We start from the raw sequence: 14,346 nt of genomic DNA, 5'->3' as shown, positions 1-14,346 counted from the left end.
CTCCGGTTTTTTTACCGGAGCCAAAATTAATTCTTTATTTTTCTATTAAACAAACCGCATAAGCAACCACACCTTCTTCGCGGCCAATAAAACCCATTTGCTCATTTGTTGTAGCTTTAATTGAGATATCTTCTGTAGAAATGCCAATTGCTTGCGCGATATTTTCTTGCATGGCTGGGATATGTGGATTAATTTTCGGTGCTTCTAAACACAACATCGCATCGATATTCCCAACAGACCAACCTTTTTCTGTAAGCAATTTTACCGTTTCTTTTAGTAAAATTAAACTGCTGATGCCACGCCAGCGTTCATCTGTATTTTTAAAATGGAAACCAATGTCTCTTAAATTTGCGGCACCCAAAAGCGCATCACAAATGGCGTGCAGTAATACGTCTGCATCAGAATGGCCAAAAGCCCCTTTATGATGTTCTAAATGTACACCGCCTACCACAAATGGATGTTGATCTTTTAATTGATGAACATCAAACCCAAAACCTACTCTAATTTTCATTTACTTATCTTCTAACTAAACCTTTGTCGCCAAAGTTAAATAAAAGACCGAAACGCAAGGTATTGGCCAACGGACTATTCTGCGTGCTCGCCATTAAATAGGAGAAATCGATATTAAAAACGTTATACTTAAGTCCAACGCCTAAAGTAAAATACCGGCTATCGCCTTTCGCCGGGTTTTGATAATTATAACCTGCCCGAAGTGCAAATTGCTGATTATACCAATATTCCAATCCTGTTGAAATGCCTACTTCTTTAATTTCTTCGCTAAAGCCGCCTGGGGCATCGCTAAATGAACCAAAAATCCCAGCTGGAACAGATCTGTCCGGATCTTTTCCACTTATAATCTGACCATCAGAATTGTAAATTGGTTGAGTGGGCACCAAAAGTTTATTAAAATCTAGTGCCAGCGTAAACGTATTTAGCTCGTCAGTTGCTATTGTTGCAGCACCTCCGAGTTTTAAATTAGTAGGTAGAAAATAATTAACTCCATTATCAGAATAACTCATCTTCGTGCCTATGTTAGAGATGTTGGCCCCAACAGAAAGCACAGTTTCGCGTCCAAATACTATTGTTGGTGTTTTGTACAAACCAGAAACATCCATAGCAATGGCGCTTCCTCCTCTAATTAATCCTGTTGATGAATATTGGCCAGCTGTTAAATTTGAATAGATATAACGTAATGAAGTACCTAAAGAAAATTCCTCTCCAAATTTCCGTGCGAAAGAAACATCAAATGCCATTTCACTTGGATTAGAAGTACCTAAATCTTGCTGATTGATATCTGTTAATTCTATCGAGCCTAAAGAAAAATAACGGAGAGATGCGCCAATGGTATTCCGCTCATCCAATTTGTAATATCCGCTGAGGTATGCGAGATTGACATCTGGCACAAGGTTTTTTAACCAAGGACTGTATGAAACAGCGAAACCGTACGGTTTATCCAGGAAAGCGAGTTTGGATACATTTATACTTGCAGAATTTGCATCGCCCATTACAGCTACACCCGCATCACCCATTGAACCCGCGCGTGCATCTGGTGTAATCAATAAAAAAGGAACGGCTGTAACAATATTATTTGTAGAGCTACCATTAAATTGGGTACTACCTATACTTACCTGAGCATTTGTTTTACCAAACACCAAAGCCATAGAGATTGCAGAAAAAGCAAGTTTACTAATGTACTTGAAATTCATCCTTTAAAGGTACGTAATTTTAGATCTTCGGTATTCAGATTTAATGGCGAATATTCCTTGTAAACGCAAAACCAAAAGTTATATTTTATCAAATTTACGAATTATCAAAGTCTTTACTAATTAAACATACTATTTTTACACGTAGCTGAAGACAAGATTTGATAACAAAAAGAATGACAAGGCTTTAGGTTGCCACAATACTTTAAAGGGTTTTTTAAGGCAAAGTTTAATTTAACACATTGTTTTGACCAAATGCAGATTTCAGGAGATTTTTCAGTTGGTAAAACCTTAGCCAAATTTTGAAAATACCCACCGGATCTAAACCAAATTTAAAGACCACAACAAATAGATTTTTGAAAAAAAATTAATAAAACAACTTAGATATTCTGTCGAGACCGAAAAATAGAGTACTCAATATTAGTGATTTAAATAAAAAAAAGAGATATTTTCAAGTATACACAATACGTCTAAAAATAATACGTTAAGGCATATAAAATATATTCTTAGATATTGTTGCCGCAAAGTTTATTATTCATATAAATTTATTTAATTTTATCAGTTGAATTGCCATAGGCGCACATCCCTAATAACGTATGAAAAAATTTATACTATATTCTTTCACCTGCCTGTGCTTGGTAGGATTTTTATCTAGCTGTAGCTCTAAAGGAGGGAACAGTTCCAGTAAGACTGGGATTCCTTACGCAGATCGGAACAGCAAGAAAAATGCTTCTGGTGCATTTGCAGTCGCCACAAAATACAAACGAGCGCCCGGTCCGGGATTAATTCCTATTGAAGGTGGTGTTTTAGTTGTTGGTGGTAGCGCAATTGAAGTTCCAGGCGTAGAACCAAACATATACAATTACAAAAGACAAGTTACGGTTCCGTCTTTCTATATGGACGAAACAGAAGTCTCAAATACAGATTGGCTGGAATATCTTCACTGGATCAGGTATAACTTCCCTGAAGATCAGGAATTTTATTACAATGAACTGCCCGATTCTTTGGTTTGGCGTAGAGCACTTTCATATAATGAACCTTACGTAGATAATTACCTAAGACACCCGGCCTACCGCGATTATCCAGTAGTTGGCGTATCCTGGGAACAAGCTTCTCGCTATTGCACATGGAGAACTTCTCGCGCAAATGAGTTTATTTTGCGGGAAAAAGGCATTTTGACCGATTATAAAACTTTACAAAGTGGAAATTCTACTGGCAGAGGAAATAATACTACTGCAGCTGCAATCCCGAAACCAGATAAACCATTTAATACCGATGCATATCTAAATGGTCAATATGACGATAAAGGAAAAAATGCTCCCGTAGATTACAATATTAAAGCTGGCGCAGCAACCTCTACAGCTGGTGCGGCACCAAATGCTGGCGGCAAAGGCAACGGCCAACCGCGCAGAACAGCAACTTTAGAAGATGGTGTAATTATGCAGCCGTATCGTCTGCCAACTGAAGCCGAATGGGAATATGCCGCACTTGGTTTGATTGGAAATACAGAATACGAAAACATTAACCAGAATAAAATTTATCCGTGGAATGGTTTGGGTGTAAGCTCTGCAGCAAAAAAAACCAGAGGGATGATTCAGGCGAACTTTAAACGTTCTTCCGGAGATTATATGGGTGTTGGCGGATCATTAAATGATAAGGGAGATTTGACCGTTCCGGTAATTTCTTACCTTCCTAATGATTTTGGTTTGTACAACATGGCAGGAAACGTGAATGAGTGGGTAAATGATGTGTATAGAACTGCAACTTTTACAGATGCTGATGCATTTAACCCTTACCGTGGTAACTATTTTGAGAACAAACAACTTGCGGATGCTCAAAGCGGTAAAATTGCGCTAGATAAATATGGCAATCCAATTAAGGAAAATGCGTATTCTGGCAGAAAACTAAGCTGGGCAGAAAAACAGGCTTTGGCAAAAAGATCTGATTCAATTTCAAAATCTCCAGATCCAAAGGCGCGCGTAACCGATTATCAAGCCGATGAACGGGGTTACCGCGACAGACAAAACAAATTGCTGAATGACGAGGGTGTAACTTTGGTTAATGATAAATCCAGAGTATACAAAGGCGGTTCATGGAATGACATGGCTTACTGGTTAAATCCTGCAACGCGTCGTTTCATGCAACAAGATGAATCATCAGCTGAAGTTGGTTTCCGTTGTGCTATGACGATGTTGGGCGCACCTGAAATCAGTACTCAAGGCAAAAGAAATTTCAAAACTCCTCCTCCGAGACCGTATCGGGTTAGCAGAGGTAAATAAAATAGAAAAGGGCTTCAATTGAAGCCCTTTTCTATTGAATCTTTCTATTCAGATTAGGAAAACTGAATCATAATCTGATTTTTTTCAACCTTGTTGCCTTCTTTAATCAGAATTTTCTTGACCGTTCCATCGGTTGCAGATTTCAAAATATTCTCCATCTTCATTGCTTCCAGCACAACCAAACTGTCACCCTTTTTAACCTCTGTTCCTTCTTCAACCAAAACGCGCAAAACCAAACCTGGCATTGGCGCTTTTACTTCAGAAATTTTAACAGATGACAAATTATCCATGCCAAGCTGTTTGAGTAGCTGATCAAAATTATCCTCAACCTTCAGGTCATATACGTTCCCATTTACTTTTAACTTACAGGTTTTTTCCTGCCGGTTGATTTCAACAAGTTCGGTATTGTAAGATCGGTTCTCATAAAGAATGCTGGCGCGATCATTCGGCAAGTCCAAAACATCAAGTGAAAGTACCTTTTCACCTAATTTAACTTCTCCATTTTTATGCTCCACTTCAAAATGGAACTGGCCATTTACATTAATTTTGTACATATTATTGAGTTAAAGCGTATTGAACCAGATTTGCGCCCATTTTAAGCGCCTTTGTACGGGATTCTTGAGTATCTTCAGGATAGGTTCCAAAATCCTCCCAGCCATTTCCTAAATCGCATTCAAACGTATAATAGCAAACAACACGACCTTTATAAACCAATGCAAAACCCTGAGGGCGTTTCCCGTCATGCTCGTGGATTTTAGGCAAACCATTTGGAAATTTAAACTTTTGATTATAAACCGGATGATTGGCCGGAAGTTCTATAAAAGTGAGCTCAGGAAATACTTTTTTCATTTGCGGTCTAATAAATTTATCAAGACCATAATTGTCATCAATATGAAGAAAACCTCCACCGATCAAGTATTGTCTGAGGTTCTGCACTTCCTGATCGTTAAAAACAACATTTCCGTGCCCAGTCATGTAAACAAAAGGATAATTAAATATCTCTTTGCTACTCACTTCAACTGTGCTTTCTTCAGGATAAAAATTGGTTTTAAGATTTGAATTGCAGAAAGCAATCAAATTTGGAAGTGCCGTCCGATCGGCATACCAATCACCACCGCCGTTATATTTTAATTTCGCCATACGGTAACTGGGTGTATTTGTACTAAAAGACGAAAGTAATGCAAAAACAACTATGCACAGAACGGACGTGAATACACTATTTTTTGAAAGAAAAGGGAATGCAGTATTTGGACGATTCTTCAATTGCACTATCGGTTTAGGTAATTGACTTCAAAACACACTGCGAGTGCCGCCGTTTCTGTTCTAAGTCTGTTTTCACCTAAAGTTAGTGGTTTAAAGTTTTTATTCAAAGCAGTTTCTACCTCTGCAGGTGTAAAATCACCTTCGGGTCCAATTAAGATCAGATAACGGCCATGTGGTTCGATCAGATCTGAAATATATTTTTTTTCCCCGCTCTCCTCACTTTCTATACAATGCGCAATCAAACATTCACCATCAAATGGAGTTTTTAAAAACTGATCCAAAGAAATGGCGTCATTTAATTGTGGATGATATGCTTTTATAGATTGTTTAACCGCAGATGTAATAACTTTATTTAACCGGTCTTCTTTAACAATTTTACGTTCAGAGCGATCGGATATGATCGGCGTAATTTCGTCAATCCCAAGTTCTGTTGCTTTTTCTAAAAACCACTCTATACGGTCTATATTTTTAGTGGGTGCAACAGCAATATGAAGGTAATGGTTGCGCTTATGAAACTCCGTTTGGACTTTTAGGACGCTTAAACCAACTTTTTTAGGATTATCAGCAGTAATTTCTGCGGTGTAAAACCCACCTTTTCCATCTACAAGCTGAATAACGTCGCCGACAGATAGACGCAAAACCCTTATGCAGTGTTTACTTTCTTCTTCATTAAGTTGATAAGAATTGCCTGAAATATCTGGAGTGTAGAAAATATGCATAATCAGACTTAATGATTATCAACCATATCTTCTTTGCTGATCACCATTTCTAGTTTAACGGTTTCAATATTTTGATCTGTTTTTTTAAGAATGGTAAACAGGTAACCGTAGGAATCTGTGCTCTCTCCAACTTCTGGAATGCGTTCAAATATGTGAGAGACCAGCCCTCCGATGGTATCAAAATCTTCGTCTTCTGGCAAATCGTGTGGTAGATATTCGTTTACATCATACACTGTAGCTGATGAGCTTACGATAAATTCATTATCAGAAACCTTTTCTACCAATGGCTTTTCTTCATCATACTCATCCTGAATCTCTCCAACAAGTTCTTCAACAATATCTTCAAGTGTAACCATACCCGCAGTACCACCAAATTCATCTAGTACAATGGCAATCTGAATCCTGTTGGATTGCAACTCGCTCATCAAATCATTAATTTTCTTGGTCTCCGTTACAAAATACGGTTTGCGAATAATGTCTTTAAGCGTCCAGCTACCGTTTCCTGATGCCACAAGAGGCAGAATATCTTTTGCATGAATAATACCGACAATCTTATCCATAATTTCATCATAAACAGGCAACCGTGAATAGCCCTCTTTTATGATTGTATCGATAACTTCCTCTTTATCCGATGCAAGTTCAATACCCGAAATTTTGGTTCGTGGTACCATAATGTTTTTCACTACACGCTCGTTAAAGTCGAACACATTTTTGATCAACTCGTGCTCGTTATTGTCTAATGCGCCACTTTCTTTTCCTTGATCTAATAAATATTGTAATTCTTCTGTACTGTGCAAAGACTCGTGCCCAGCAGATGTGTCTATCCCAAACGGTTTCAAAATTACGGCAGCGAAGCTGTTAAGTACCCAAATAAACGGTTTAAATACCACGTAAAATAACTGAAGCGGAACCGATACAAACATAGTTGTTGCAACCGGGCGCTGAATGGCGAATGATTTTGGCGCCAGCTCACCGAAAACGATGTGCATAATTGTAATCACCGAGAAGGCCACAATTGTGGATGCAGAGTGAATAAATGCTTCACTGAAACCCCAACCTAAGCTGTCAAAAAGGTTTTTAAAGATAGTGTGCATAACGTCTTCACCAACCCAACCCAAGCCGAGTGATGCAAGCGTTATGCCCAACTGTGTAGCGGCTAAATAACCGTCTAGATTATGAATAATGGTTTTGGCCATTTTGCCAACCCGGCTGCCAGTTTTTGCTTTGATTTCAATTTGCGATGCCCGAACTTTTACTATTGCAAACTCTGCTGCAACAAAAAAACCGTTTAATAACACCAAAAATAATGCGAAGAATAACCGCCATCCAATACCAGAAGAATCTGCCGGATCTGTTGCCACGAGCAACAATTGGTTGGGGAATAATATCGTACCTAACTCAAAATTTAAAAACAAACTGACCGAGGGTAAATCCATTAAGCTAATTCTCTAAATGTAGTATTATAAAGTTCTATACTTTCCTTAATCACTTTATGTGCATACCGAACACCCAATAAATGTTCAATCGTTACATTTTTCCCTTCTAGGGCTTTGTAATCCTGGAAGAAACGAACAATTTCTTTCATTTGATGTGGAGGCAATTCATCCAAATCATTAATATAATTTACAGACATGTCATGTGCAGCAACTGCGATAATTTTATCGTCTTGCTCGCCATTGTCAACCATGTGCATCACGCCAACAACTTTAGCTTCAATTAAAGTCATTGGATACACATCAACTGAACAAAGAACCAAAATATCTAATGGATCTTTATCGTCGCAATAGGTCTGTGGAATGAAGCCGTAATTGGCAGGATACATTACAGATGAAAAAAGAACCCTGTCTAATTTAATTAAACCTGATTCTTTATCTATTTCGTATTTTGCTTTTGAGCCCTTAGGGATTTCAATAATTGCATTAACCGTTTCAGGAAGGTTACTGCCCGGAGATACGCTATGCCAAGCGTGGTGATCGTCTTTTGCCATTTTTTAATCTAAATCTGTTTTTTCCTCATCCGGACTTTTCGCCACTTTATTTCTTACAAATGTAATGAATAATGGAATAGTTGTGATAAGGATAAACCCAATAATAATATATAATAAGTAATCGTTAATTTCTTTTTCGAATCTTCTGCCCAGAAAATAGCCCAAAAGGGTTAATGAACAGATCCAAAGTACACCACCCAGAACGTTATAAAATGCAAAACGTTTGAAATCGAGTTTTACTACACCGGCAAATATTGGTGCAAATGTGCGTACGATTGGCACAAACCGTCCCATTATTAATGCGAAGGCGCCTTGTTTGTGATAATATTCTTCTGCTGCTTTGAGGTAACGCTTTTTAAAGAATAGACTATCCTTCCTGGTGTACAACATCGGGCCAGTTTTACGCCCGAACCAATAACCAGTAAAATTACCTGAAATTGCGGCTACACATAAACCAACCAGCAGTACAAAAATATTCACATCTAATTTGCCTGTAGCTACAAACATTCCGGCGAGAAACAAAAGATAATCGCCAGGAAGAAAGAAACCAAAGAACAGACCGGTCTCCGCAAAAATTACAAATGCGACGAGATAGAAACCGCCCTCCCTCAATAATTTCTCGGGATCAATAAGGTGATGCAGGTTAGTCCAAAAATCGTGCATATTCAATTATTCGTAAAACTACAAATAATTCTCTAACAATGATGTTTATTAAATCAGGTTTAAAACAAATGCCGGATAAATACCTAAAATGATTGTTACCAATGCAGAAAGCAACAATACAACTTTGTATTGAATCGGTGCACTCAACTCTGTTTCTGCGCCTTCTTTAAACCACATTGCAGCAATAACTCTAAAATAGTAGTAAAAACCAACTAATGCATTTAAGATGGCGAAGGCAACAAGCAACACCTGGTACTCTCGCATTACATTTAAGAACATCAAATATTTACCAATGAAACCAGCCGTTAGCGGAATACCCGCCAAAGAAAGCATGGCAATGGTTAAACAGATTGCAACAAATGGATTTTTCTTGCCTAAGCCATTAAAACTGTCGAAACTGTCATTTCCAACTTTTTGCTTCACAAGAATCAAAACCGCAAATGCAATGATCGACGCAAAAGTATAAGCTGCTGCATAAACCAAAACATTATTGGCAGAATTGCCTGTTAATGCAATGATTGAAAACAATAAGTAACCTGCATGTGAAATACTTGAATAGGCAAGCATGCGCTTGAAGTTTTTCTGAAATAATGCGGTTACATTTCCGATAAATAAGGTAAGGCAAACAATAACCATTAGCGGAACCACATAAAAATCGTGAAGCGGTGCAAAAGCATCTGCAAATAATCTTAAAAAAGCGGCGAATCCTGCTGTTTTAACAACAGTACTCATGAATGTAGTAATTAAGGTTGGAGAACCTTCATATACATCTGGTGTCCAAAAATGGAAAGGTGCTGCACCAACTTTAAAGCTTAAACCAATCATCATCAAAATCACACCCGGATAAAAAATTGGAGAGATGTTCTGATTATTGTTAACCAGGTAAGCCTGTATTTTATCTAAATCGAAAGAACCAGACGCACCGTAAATTAACGCGATTCCGAAAAGTAGGAAGCCCGTAGAAAAAGCACCCATTAAGAAATATTTTAATGAAGCTTCGTTAGAGGCAAAATCCTTTTTACGTATTCCGGCAAGGATATACAAACTCACAGACATAATTTCAAGTCCTACAAATAACATAGCCATGTTTTTATAAGATACCATCATGATCATCCCCGCCAGGGCAAAAAGGATTAATGTATAATATTCTGCAATGTTATCGCTCTTAGAGTGAAAGTAGTTTTGGGTTAGTAGAAAAATCAATAAAGTACCGATAATGCAGATTGAGGAGAATGCAAGTGCGAAATTATCGCCTTTGATCATATCATAGTGAACAATATTACTGTTCCAGGCTGCAAAGGTAAATCCAAGTGCGGTAAGCAAACCGATAACAGTAAGCGGCAATAACGCTTTGTTTGCTTTAAACAATCCGGCATAAAGCACTACAAAAGCGGTTATACTAATGGTTATAATTATATTCATTGCTTATTTTACTGATGTTAATTTTTGATTTACCTGTTCTAATAAATGTTGTACAGATGCCTCTGTGATGTGCAGCAAAGGTTTTGGATAAACACCCAAAACAATGATCAACGCACAAATGATAAATAGTACCAACTTTTCGCTTCCTTGAATATCGGTAAAAGTTAACGTAAGCGAATTTGTTTTGCCAAGCATTACATTCTGATAAGTGCGCAACATATATACTGCACCAAAAATGATGGTTAAGCCAGCAATAGCTGCAGCCCAGGCACAATAATTATAAATGCCTAAAAGCAACAGAAATTCGCCAATAAAACCGTTTGTTACTGGTAAAGCAACTGTTCCCAAAACGATAATTAAGAAGGCAATAGCCAACTGTGGCGCAACTTTAGCTAAACCGCCAAGCTCTTCTATTTTATTGGTTTTTAATCTGGATGATATAATATCTAGTACAAAGAACAAACCTACAACGTTAATACCGTGGCTAAGCATTTGCATCATTGCGCCTTGCATACCTTGTTGATTTAAGGCAAAAATACCGGCAGCAATTAAACCGACGTGAGCAATAGATGAATATGCAACCAGGCGTTTTGCATCTTTTTGTTTAAAAGCAATAATTGAGGCATAAATAATTCCGATGATAGACAAAGTGATTACCAAACCAGACCAATCTTGTACTCCGTGAGGCACGATAGGCAACAACCATCTGATCACCCCGTAAATCCCCATTTTTAACATAATACCAGAAAGCAACATAGTACCTTGTGCAGGTGCAACAGTATACGTATCTGGTTGCCAGGTATGGAAAGGAAAAATCGGCATTTTTATAGCGAAGGCAATAAAAAAGGCCCAGAAAATCCAGCCTTGCTGACTTGCATCTAACGGCAAATGGTAAAAAGCCTGAATCTCAAAGTTATGAGCAGGATTCTGTAAATACAGATAGATAATCCCCATTAGCATGAAAAGTGAACCCGCAATTGTATACACGAAAAATTTCATGTTTACTCTAACACGGTCCTTTCCGCCCCAAATGGCACAGATAAAATAAATCGGAATTAATGCTGCTTCCCATCCAATATAAAATAGAAATGCATCCATTGCTGTAAATACGATAAGCAAACCCGTTTGCATAAATAAAATCAGCGCATAAAAAGCTGCTGAGTTTTCGTATTTGTGCTTATAACTAGATAAGATGATAATTGGAATTAGAATATTGGTTAGTAATACAACTAACATGCTGATGCCATCAATTCCGGCATGAAAACGAATGCCCAGATCGGCAATCCATGGCAAATTAGCTTCAAATTGTGTGCTTGCATCAGGAATGAAATTACCTGCCATAACCAAAGCCAAACCCAGAGAAATTACGGCGAAAACCGTAGAGACGATCTTGGCCGACTTACCCGAAAATGCAGAGATAACAGCACCTGCAAGCGGTAGAAATATAAGTAGTAAAAGTTGCTCCATTATTATTTTTGAACCCTTTTTATATGTATAAAGTGTATAACAGCAATGCGATGATTCCAAAAACCATCATAAAAATATAGAAACCTACATTTCCACTTTGCAGCAAACGAATGCCTTTACTGGTTTCATTTGTTCCCCAACCTAAACCATTTACAATACCATCAATAACTTTATTATCGATGATTTTATAGAAAAATTTAGACAATGCATCTAACGGTTTTGTAACTAAAAACTCGTAGATCTCATCCAGGTAAAATTTGTTGTATGATAATTTTGCTAAAGCAGAACGTGGCGCTTCATCGGCAACGGGCACATGTGCACCTTTTACGTATTTGCTATATGCGTAGATTGTTGCAGCTAATGCAGCCAAAACCGAAACACCCATCAAAGCATATTCTGTGGTATGATCCAAATTTAACTCATGTTGGGCAACAACCGGACTTAACCAATGCTCAAGCCAGGTATTTCCACCAAAAACGTGTGGAATGTTCAATGCTCCACCAACTGCAGCAAGAATGGCTAGCACAATTAATGGAATTGTCATTGAGGCCGGAGACTCATGAATATGACTTTCTTCATGATGTGTTCCGCGGTATTTTCCGAAGAAAGTAAGGAACATCATTCTGAACATATAAAAAGCAGTAAGAAACGCAGTGAAAAGACCAATTGCCCAAAGAACCTTATTGTGTTCAAAAGCATTTGCCAGAATTTCATCTTTAGAAAAGAAACCAGAAAACGGCGGCAATCCCGCAATTGCGATGGTACCGATCATCATCGTTGCGTAAGTGTTTTTCAATTTAGATTTCAATCCACCCATGTGGCGCATATCTTGTTCGTGGTGCATGGCGTGTATAACTGAACCGGCACCCAAAAACAACAAGGCTTTGAAAAATGCGTGTGTCAATACGTGGAAAAATGATCCGGTATATGCACCAACACCCAAGCCCAAAAACATGTAACCTAACTGAGAAACGGTAGAGTAAGCCAAAACCTTCTTTATATCAGTTTGTGTAAGTGCGATTATTGCAGCAACTAAGGCCGTAGCGGTACCAATAATTGCAATGATATTTTGCGTAACAGGAGCCAAATCAAACAATACACTTGAACGGGCAATCATGTAAATCCCTGCAGTAACCATTGTTGCCGCATGGATTAAAGCCGAAACTGGTGTTGGACCGGCCATCGCGTCTGGCAACCAGGTAAATAACGGCAATTGCGCAGATTTACCACACGCACCAATAAATAATAAAATGGTTATCCAGAATAAAGTGTTATTGCCCGGAAGCATAGTAGCCGCCTGAGGGAATATTTTTGAAAACTCAACGCTTCCGAAAAAATTGAACATCAGGAAAACTCCGAGTAGAAAACCCAAATCACCAATTCTGTTCATTACAAATGCTTTTTTTGCAGCAGATGCGTATGCGCTATTGGTGTACCAAAACCCGATTAACAGGTAAGAACACAAGCCCACACCTTCCCAACCAATAAACATTACAATGTAGTTTGATCCCAATACCAATAAAAGCATAAAGAAAACAAACAGATTCAGGTAAGAGAAGAATTTACCGAATCCTTCATCATCGTGCATATAACCTGTAGAATACAGATGAATTAAGAATCCGATGCCGGTAATAATCAATAACATGATCGAACTTAGCGGATCGACCAAAAATGAAAGTGGAATGTGCAAACTGCCTGCGCTAATCCAATCAAATAAAAATACCTCGTGGGTTTTTTGCGTATCGCCTTGTAAACTAAAGAAAATAACGATGCTGATGATAAAAGAAGCCAGAATTACTCCACTTCCGATAACTCCAACAAGGCCTTTAGATAAAGATTTTCTGCCCAGTCCGTTAATTACAAACCCCAAAAAAGGAAGTAATGGAACCAACCAAATCAATTGTTCTATTGTCATTCTTACTATATATTTACCACTTAAGGCGATTTAAAACATTAATATCTATTGATTTCGTATTTCTGTATACCATTACGATAATACTTAGACCAACCGCAACTTCTGCAGCAGCCAAAGCCATAATAAAGAATACGAAAACCTGACCCGAAGGATCGTTGCTGTGTACCGAAAATGCGGTTAAAAGAAGATTAACGGCATTTAACATCAGTTCTACTGACATAAAAATAACGATTGCATTTCTTCTTGTTAATACACCAATTACGCCAATCGTAAAAATGATTGCACTTAAATAAATGTAATGGTTAAGCGGTACGCCTTGAAGTTGTGTAGTTAAATTTTCCATTATGCTTCTACCTCATCTCTTTTAGATAATAAAACTGCGCCAACCATTGCAGACAAGAGCAATAAAGATGACAACTCGAACGGCAACAGGAACGGACCAAAAAGTTCCTTTCCTAAGTTCTCTACCAGACCTAATCCCGGATTTTTAAGGATTAAAGGATTTGTAATACTGGCTGATTTTAACGAACCAATCAAAGTAACGATCAGACATCCTCCGGCAATTATTCCAACAATTTTGATCAATGGGGATTTTACCGGTTCTGTTTCTTTGTTGAGATTCAGCAACATCAATACGAAAAGGAAAAGCACCATAATTGCGCCCATATAAACAATGAAATTTACAACGGCTAAAAACTGTGCATTCAACAATACGTAGTGAACGGTAAATGTGAAAAAAGTAAGGATCAGATACAAAACGCTGTGAATCGGATTTTTTGCAAAAATCACCATCAGCGAAAAGATGATACTTAATGTGGCTACGAAATAGAATACCTGTGTACTCATTAATTTGTTATTTTAAATCTCCTTTAACAGAGGCAAGAAGCAATCTTATTCTCAAACCATTGCTTTAGGATTGCTTCGTTCC

The 14,346-nt window shown here is 37.9% G+C and carries 14 protein-coding genes; 1 reads left to right on the top strand and 13 read right to left on the bottom strand.

Going from position 1 to position 14,346, the window contains the following annotated elements; genetic code table 11:
* Positions 1-34: 34 nt before the first annotated feature.
* Positions 35-511 carry a 2-C-methyl-D-erythritol 2,4-cyclodiphosphate synthase gene (gene ispF / locus ACJVDH_RS21300; RefSeq protein ID WP_443945418.1) on the bottom strand — a complete coding sequence of 159 codons (477 nt, stop codon included), beginning with the start codon at positions 509-511 and terminating at the stop codon, positions 35-37.
* A gap of 4 nt (positions 512-515) precedes the next feature.
* Positions 516-1,706 carry a type IX secretion system outer membrane channel protein PorV gene (gene porV, locus ACJVDH_RS21295; RefSeq protein WP_443945417.1) on the bottom strand — a complete coding sequence of 397 codons (1,191 nt, stop codon included), beginning with the start codon at positions 1,704-1,706 and terminating at the stop codon, positions 516-518.
* Between the two features lie 593 nt (positions 1,707-2,299).
* On the opposite strand from porV, the gene ACJVDH_RS21290 reads away from it, so the two are divergent.
* On the top strand, positions 2,300-3,982 hold the full coding sequence (locus ACJVDH_RS21290) for an SUMF1/EgtB/PvdO family nonheme iron enzyme (protein ID WP_443945416.1): 1,683 nt from the start codon (positions 2,300-2,302) through the stop codon (positions 3,980-3,982).
* Positions 3,983-4,035: 53 nt separating this feature from the next.
* On the opposite strand, the gene ACJVDH_RS21285 is transcribed toward ACJVDH_RS21290, so the two are convergent.
* The 11 genes from ACJVDH_RS21285 to ACJVDH_RS21235 form a co-directional block, all read right to left on the bottom strand.
* Positions 4,036-4,536, bottom strand: a complete 501-nt coding sequence (locus ACJVDH_RS21285) for an acetyl-CoA carboxylase biotin carboxyl carrier protein subunit (RefSeq protein ID WP_443945415.1) — start codon at positions 4,534-4,536, stop codon at positions 4,036-4,038.
* Position 4,537: 1 nt separating this feature from the next.
* The gene (locus tag ACJVDH_RS21280) at positions 4,538-5,122 is read right to left on the bottom strand and encodes a DUF4159 domain-containing protein (protein ID WP_443945414.1); all 585 of its coding nucleotides are present in this window, start codon (positions 5,120-5,122) and stop codon (positions 4,538-4,540) included.
* A gap of 128 nt (positions 5,123-5,250) precedes the next feature.
* On the bottom strand, positions 5,251-5,964 hold the full coding sequence (locus ACJVDH_RS21275; RefSeq protein ID WP_443945413.1) for a 16S rRNA (uracil(1498)-N(3))-methyltransferase: 714 nt from the start codon (positions 5,962-5,964) through the stop codon (positions 5,251-5,253).
* 8 nt (positions 5,965-5,972) lie between these two features.
* Positions 5,973-7,400 carry a hemolysin family protein gene (locus tag ACJVDH_RS21270; protein WP_443945412.1) on the bottom strand — a complete coding sequence of 476 codons (1,428 nt, stop codon included), beginning with the start codon at positions 7,398-7,400 and terminating at the stop codon, positions 5,973-5,975.
* Positions 7,400-7,951: an inorganic diphosphatase gene (locus ACJVDH_RS21265; RefSeq protein WP_443945411.1), complete on the bottom strand. Its 552-nt coding sequence runs from the start codon at positions 7,949-7,951 to the stop codon at positions 7,400-7,402. The genes ACJVDH_RS21270 and ACJVDH_RS21265 overlap by 1 nt, the downstream gene beginning before the upstream one ends.
* 3 nt (positions 7,952-7,954) lie before the next feature.
* Positions 7,955-8,614 (bottom strand): DedA family protein, encoded by a 660-nt coding sequence (locus ACJVDH_RS21260; RefSeq protein ID WP_443945410.1) that lies wholly within the window; start codon positions 8,612-8,614, stop codon positions 7,955-7,957.
* Positions 8,615-8,662: 48 nt separating this feature from the next.
* Positions 8,663-10,036 carry an NADH-quinone oxidoreductase subunit N gene (locus ACJVDH_RS21255; protein WP_443945409.1) on the bottom strand — a complete coding sequence of 458 codons (1,374 nt, stop codon included), beginning with the start codon at positions 10,034-10,036 and terminating at the stop codon, positions 8,663-8,665.
* A gap of 3 nt (positions 10,037-10,039) precedes the next feature.
* Entirely contained in the window at positions 10,040-11,503 is a 1,464-nt protein-coding gene (locus ACJVDH_RS21250; protein WP_443945408.1) for a complex I subunit 4 family protein, read from the bottom strand.
* Between the two features lie 19 nt (positions 11,504-11,522).
* Entirely contained in the window at positions 11,523-13,412 is a 1,890-nt protein-coding gene (gene nuoL / locus ACJVDH_RS21245; RefSeq protein WP_443947646.1) for an NADH-quinone oxidoreductase subunit L, read from the bottom strand.
* A 19-nt stretch (positions 13,413-13,431) separates the two neighbouring features.
* Positions 13,432-13,761: an NADH-quinone oxidoreductase subunit NuoK gene (gene nuoK / locus ACJVDH_RS21240; protein ID WP_443945407.1), complete on the bottom strand. Its 330-nt coding sequence runs from the start codon at positions 13,759-13,761 to the stop codon at positions 13,432-13,434.
* The gene (locus ACJVDH_RS21235; protein ID WP_443945406.1) at positions 13,761-14,264 is read right to left on the bottom strand and encodes an NADH-quinone oxidoreductase subunit J family protein; all 504 of its coding nucleotides are present in this window, start codon (positions 14,262-14,264) and stop codon (positions 13,761-13,763) included. Before ACJVDH_RS21235 ends, nuoK begins: the two co-directional genes overlap by 1 nt.
* Between the last annotated feature and the right edge of the window lie 82 nt (positions 14,265-14,346).

This window comes from Pedobacter terrestris, from assembly GCF_052343045.1.
Taxonomy (GTDB): Bacteria; Bacteroidota; Bacteroidia; order Sphingobacteriales; family Sphingobacteriaceae; genus Pedobacter.
Note: the sequence above shows the minus strand (reverse complement) of the source record. Positions and strands in the feature narration are given on the sequence as shown.

Bases quoted from the DNA above. Each gene is read 5' to 3' on its own strand.
- ACJVDH_RS21260 (WP_443945410.1), bottom strand. From the start codon at position 8,614: ATGCACGATTTTTGGACTAACCTGCATCACCTTATTGATCCCGAGAAA.
- ACJVDH_RS21280 (WP_443945414.1), bottom strand. From the start codon at position 5,122: ATGGCGAAATTAAAATATAACGGCGGTGGTGATTGGTATGCCGATCGG.
- ACJVDH_RS21270 (WP_443945412.1), bottom strand. From the start codon at position 7,400: ATGGATTTACCCTCGGTCAGTTTGTTTTTAAATTTTGAGTTAGGTACG.
- ACJVDH_RS21250 (WP_443945408.1), bottom strand. From the start codon at position 11,503: ATGGAGCAACTTTTACTACTTATATTTCTACCGCTTGCAGGTGCTGTT.
- ACJVDH_RS21285 (WP_443945415.1), bottom strand. From the start codon at position 4,536: ATGTACAAAATTAATGTAAATGGCCAGTTCCATTTTGAAGTGGAGCAT.
- ispF (WP_443945418.1), bottom strand. From the start codon at position 511: ATGAAAATTAGAGTAGGTTTTGGGTTTGATGTTCATCAATTAAAAGAT.
- porV (WP_443945417.1), bottom strand. From the start codon at position 1,706: ATGAATTTCAAGTACATTAGTAAACTTGCTTTTTCTGCAATCTCTATG.
- ACJVDH_RS21275 (WP_443945413.1), bottom strand. From the start codon at position 5,964: ATGCATATTTTCTACACTCCAGATATTTCAGGCAATTCTTATCAACTT.
- ACJVDH_RS21265 (WP_443945411.1), bottom strand. From the start codon at position 7,951: ATGGCAAAAGACGATCACCACGCTTGGCATAGCGTATCTCCGGGCAGT.
- ACJVDH_RS21235 (WP_443945406.1), bottom strand. From the start codon at position 14,264: ATGAGTACACAGGTATTCTATTTCGTAGCCACATTAAGTATCATCTTT.
- ACJVDH_RS21255 (WP_443945409.1), bottom strand. From the start codon at position 10,036: ATGAATATAATTATAACCATTAGTATAACCGCTTTTGTAGTGCTTTAT.
- nuoK (WP_443945407.1), bottom strand. From the start codon at position 13,761: ATGGAAAATTTAACTACACAACTTCAAGGCGTACCGCTTAACCATTAC.
- ACJVDH_RS21290 (WP_443945416.1), top strand. From the start codon at position 2,300: ATGAAAAAATTTATACTATATTCTTTCACCTGCCTGTGCTTGGTAGGA.